The sequence below is a fragment of the Protofrankia sp. Cj3 genome, assembly GCF_917627355.1.
In the GTDB taxonomy this organism is placed as follows: domain Bacteria; phylum Actinomycetota; class Actinomycetes; order Frankiales; family Frankiaceae; genus Protofrankia.
Genome location: NZ_CAKJTR010000060.1, coordinates 12,018 through 16,737 on the forward strand (window position 1 = coordinate 12,018; position 4,720 = coordinate 16,737).

Consider the following 4,720-nt stretch of genomic DNA (forward strand, 5'->3'; position numbering starts at 1 on the left):
GGGCCGCGGGCCGCCGACGCCGGTGGCGGGTGCCTGCCTGGGCCGGGGAGTGGTCACCGCCGGCTCGCGGACCCGGCCGTCCAGCAAGAGGGTATAGAGCTCACAACGAGCGGAGAGCTCCTCATCGGTGCCGATGTCGACCAGGCGGCCGGCGTCGAGTACCGCGATGCGGTCAGCCAGCTGCAGCGTCGATCGGCGATGGGCGATCAACAGCGTGGTCCGGCCGCGCGTGTTCGCTCGCAACGCCGCGTGGATCTCGGCCTCGACCCGGACGTCGACCGCGGACGTCGCGTCGTCCAGGACCAGGATGGGCGAGTCGGTCAGCAGGGCGCGAGCCAGCGCGATCCGCTGCCGCTGCCCGCCCGAGAGGGTGAGCCCCTGCTCACCGACGACCGTGTCGTAACCGGCTGGCAGGGCGCGGATGAAGCCGTCCGCGTGGGCCGCGCGGGCCGCGGCCACGACCGAGGCCTCATCCGCGCCCGGGCGCCCGTAGCTGATGTTGGCACGAACCGAGTCGGAGAACAGAAAACTGTCTTCAAACACCATCGCGATCTGCGCCCGCAGTGATGGCAGAGCCAGTTCCCGGATGTCGTGTCCGTCCAGGCGCAGCGCGCCGGTGTCCGTGTCGTAATAGCGGGACAGCAACGCCGCCACCGTCGACTTGCCCGACCCGGAGGCGCCGACCAGCGCGAGGGTCTGGCCCGGTTCGATCCGCAGGCTCACCCCGTCAAGAACCGGGCGGTCCCGGCTGTAGCCGAATGTGACGTTGGCAAGCTCGACGCAGCCCCTGGCCCGGGTGAGGTCGCGGGCGCCGGGCCGTTCGGTGACGACCGGCTGGCTGTCCATGACTTCGAACACCCGGATCGCGCTGGCTCTGGCCTGCTGTCCGATGGTCAACAGACCCGCCAGCATCCGGGTCGGCGCAACCAGCTCGCCGAGGTAGGCGGTGAAGGCCAGAAAGGTGCCGAGGCTGATGCTGCCGCGCAGTGCCAGCCATCCGCCCAGCGCCAGCATGCCCACCTGCCCGAGCGCCGGCACCGCCGCCAGCGCGCTGGTGTACAGACTGGTGAAGCGGACCGCACGCATCCGCAGCGAGAACAGGGCGCGGGCGGCCGTGGCGAGCTTGGCCAGCTCCCGCTCCTCCTGCCCGAAGCCCTTGACCACCCGCACGCCCGCGGTTGCCTCCGCCACCACGGCCGCGACCTCACCGGCCTGCTGCTGGGCCGCCCAGGTCGCGGGGAAGACGGTCCGCCGGGCCCGCAGCCCGATAATGATCACCAGTGGGCCGACGGCGAGCGCGAGCAGCGTCAGCAACGGGGACAACAACATCATGATCACAATGGCGAGCACGAACAGCAGCAGGTTCCCGCTCATCAGCGGCAGGAACGCCAGCAGGCCCTGGACGACCGTGACATCGGAATTGGCCCGGCTGACGACCTGGCCGGTCCGGAGGCCGTCCTGACGGACGCCGTCCAGGCGCGTGAGCGCGGTGAAGAGCGCGTCCCGCAGGTCGTACTGGACGTCGAGGGCCAGCCGGCCGCCGATGTAGCGCCGGACGAACCCGGCGGCGAAACGCAGCACCCCGGCGGCGAGCAGCGCAAGGACATAGGGCGCGAGCGGCTGCCTGTGCGCGACCACAACGTTGTCGATCACCGCGCGTTCGATCAGCGGAGTGACCGCGGCGATCGCGGTGCCGAACACGGCGGCGCCGAACGCCAGGGTCGCGTTGCGGCGGTATCTGAGGACGTGGCCGGCCAACCGGCGCAGCCAGTGCTGCCGGGAGGACGGGGCGCCGGCCCACCAGGACCGCGAAGCGCCACCGGGTTCGGATTGGTTGCTGATCGCGCGGACCTCCTGGGAGATGCGGGCGGGACAACCTTCCCCAACCATCCCAGGAGATCATCGCGTCCCGGCGGCCCGCGCTGTCAGGAACGCGCCGTCGGCGGGGCCGCCGCCGCGGCGCCGCGATCGGTCTGCGCCTGCCCGGCGGTGCTCTGGGTGTCAGCGAGCGGCAGTGCGCTGCCCGCGCTCCAGCGCTCCCAGGAGATCGACCACTCGTTGCCCAGCTGCGTGGTGTCCGGCGGGCGGCCGGTGTTGCGCACGTCGACGATGTCACCCAGCCGACTGAACCGGTAGAACCACTCGGCATCCGCCGGGGCCGCGTTGACACACCCGTGCGAGACGTTGTTCTCCCCCTGGGAGCCGACCGACCACGGCGCCGAATGCACGTACTCACCACCGCTGGTGAACTGCACGTTCCACTGCACGGTCTCGTAGTAGTAGTCCGGGTCCCCCTTGGGGATGCCGACCGTCGCGGAGTCCATAATCACCGTCGGCGCGGTGGCAATGACATTGTGCGGGCCATCCATGGTCGGCGACGACGGCTTGCCCAGACTTACCGGCAGGGTTCGCTGTAGAACGCCGTCCCGATACACCTTCATGGTGTGCGCCGCCGCGTCGACATAGCTGATCTGAGCCGGCCCGATGACGAAATCCATGGTCCGGTCCTTCAGCCCGAACCGGTTACCACCAGCGTCGAAACCGGCGAGGCGCGCCTCGACGTGCACACGGGTACCGGCCTTCCAGTACTGTTGCGGACGCCAGCGCGCCACTGTGCTGGACGCCCAGTTCCAGGCACCGGCAACCGGTGGATTCGCGGTGACCGCAAGGCGCCGCTGCACGGCTGCGCGGTCGGTGACCGGCGCGCTGAAAGTCAGCGTGATCGGGGTGCCGATGCCGACGGTCTGACCGTCGACCGGCCCCCAGGAAACCTTGAGGGACTTCTCCGGATTAACCGTCGTGAAAGTCGCGCCGGTGACCGTTGGACCCGATCCGCCCGGTGCCGCGGACGTCTGCGCGGTCACCTGGTACCGCGTGTCCGCGAACAGCCCGTCGGTCGACGTCCAGGTCCTGGCGTCCGCGGAAAGCTCGCCCCGGAGAACGCCCGCGGCGGTTTCCTGGGACTTGCTGGCGTTCCGGATTGCGGTTACCGACTGTAGCGGAACGCTGCTGCGCACAACCACGGTGCTGGTGACCGCGACTGCCTCAGCGCCGTCCGAGGGAGTGATGACAACCTGTGGTGCCGTCGCGGTCGGCACCGGCTGTGCCGACGGCCCGGCCTTCGGTTTGTCGGCAGCCGGCGGCGAACATGACATGAGGGCGGCCCCGGCGAGCAGCGCCGCGACGACGGTCGACATCAGCGGTCCGTGTGATCCGAACACCCGCGGCACGGGGTAAGCCCGCACCAACGACCGACATATCTTCAGTGACCGCCGCTCATTCACAGCCGGACCGTACCCAGCATTGCCGACAGACGACCTGTTGATCATTAAAATGACCGGTGTCAAACGGACGACCACAACCATTCGTAGAACAATTGAATACAGAGAGTAGCACCCACTGGCAACGATCCACGACCCCTCCCCTGTCCTTCCATCCGACGCTCGAGGACTTCCAGAAGTTGCGCCCGATCGGCACCTGATTTTTTGGCTCATGCCCGTCACGGCGTTCGGCGAATCAACGACGCGGGCTGGTCACCCAAATCGGAGTACCGGTAGCGTCACACAGGGTTAGGACACGCACGTTCCACCGCGAGCGCCCAGTGCCAGCGCATAACACGGCACCACGGCACGGCAGGCAGGCAGGAAGGGCAGGCAGGGCACCACCGCACGGCAGGCACGGCGGCAGATCCAGGTTGACGCACCACGGGAGATCACGGGCGCACCGCCCGGCAATCTCCCTGTTCGCTTTCCGGCGTCCCCACCGCCCCAGGGGTGTTGGGGCGTTCCTCGGCCCGGCTTGGAGGCGCGATGGCAGTCGTTCTCGGCGAGAACCAGTACGGAAAGGCCGAAGTCAGGCTCGTCCATATCGATCGTTCGACCCGGGCGCATCGGCTCAGGGACATCAGCGTCTCGTCAGCGCTACGGGGCGACTTCACCAGCGCGCATCTCGACGGGGACAACAGCCACGTGCTGCCCACCGACACCCAGAAAAACACCGTCTACGCGTTTGCGCGCGACGGTGGCATCGGCGAGATCGAGGAGTTCGGCCTGCGGCTCGCCCGGCATTTCGTCGCATCCAACGTATGGACGACCAGTGCCCGAATGGAGATCGTGGAGCACGGCTGGCAGCGGATCAGCACCACCGGCGGCACATCTGACCACGCCTTCTCGCGGGCCGCCGGTGAATACCGGACGGCCGTGGTCACCGTCGACCGCGACAGGGCCCATGTCATAGCCGGAATTGGCGGCCTGCTCCTGCTCAAGTCGACCGGATCGGAATTTCGCGGCTTCGCCCGGGACAAGTACACGACTCTGGTTGAGACGGACGACCGGGTCCTCGCCACCGAGCTCACCGTCCGGTGGCGGTACGCGGCCACGGACATCGAGTACGGAAGCCTGTTCGCGAGCATCCGGGAGATCCTTCTCCGGACGTTCGCGGAAGTACACAGCCTCGCGCTTCAACAGACCTTGTACGCAATGGGCCGGGAGGTGCTCGCCGCGCACGCCGACGTCGCCGAGATTCGCATGTCGATGCCGAACCGGCACCACTTCCTGGTTGATCTCACCCCCCTCGGGCTGGACAACCCCGACATCGTCTACCAACCGGCAGACCGGCCGTACGGGAAGATCGAGGGCAGCGTGCTGCGCGACGACGCGCCCGCGCCGGGACCGGCCTGGCTGACGATCCCGGGCTTCTGCTGATCCATGGGGGGCTGCCG

Annotated in this window: 3 protein-coding genes; 1 reads left to right on the plus strand and 2 read right to left on the minus strand. The window is 68.6% G+C overall.

Annotated elements, in window-relative coordinates:
- Together MJ783_RS10545 and MJ783_RS10550 are read right to left on the minus strand one after the other, a co-directional pair.
- On the minus strand, positions 1-1,890 hold a 1,890-nt coding region (locus MJ783_RS10545), incomplete at its 3' end, for an ABC transporter ATP-binding protein (RefSeq protein WP_239310217.1).
- A 35-nt stretch (positions 1,891-1,925) separates the two neighbouring features.
- The gene (locus MJ783_RS10550; protein ID WP_239310218.1) at positions 1,926-3,197 is read right to left on the minus strand and encodes an Ig-like domain-containing protein; all 1,272 of its coding nucleotides are present in this window, start codon (positions 3,195-3,197) and stop codon (positions 1,926-1,928) included.
- A gap of 612 nt (positions 3,198-3,809) precedes the next feature.
- On the opposite strand from MJ783_RS10550, the gene pucL reads away from it, so the two are divergent.
- Positions 3,810-4,703, plus strand: a complete 894-nt coding sequence (gene pucL, locus MJ783_RS10555; protein ID WP_239310219.1) for a factor-independent urate hydroxylase — start codon at positions 3,810-3,812, stop codon at positions 4,701-4,703.
- The last annotated feature ends 17 nt before the right edge of the window (positions 4,704-4,720 follow it).

Bases quoted from the DNA above. Each gene is read 5' to 3' on its own strand.
- MJ783_RS10550 (WP_239310218.1), bottom strand. From the start codon at position 3,197: ATGTCGACCGTCGTCGCGGCGCTGCTCGCCGGGGCCGCCCTCATGTCA.
- pucL (WP_239310219.1), top strand. From the start codon at position 3,810: ATGGCAGTCGTTCTCGGCGAGAACCAGTACGGAAAGGCCGAAGTCAGG.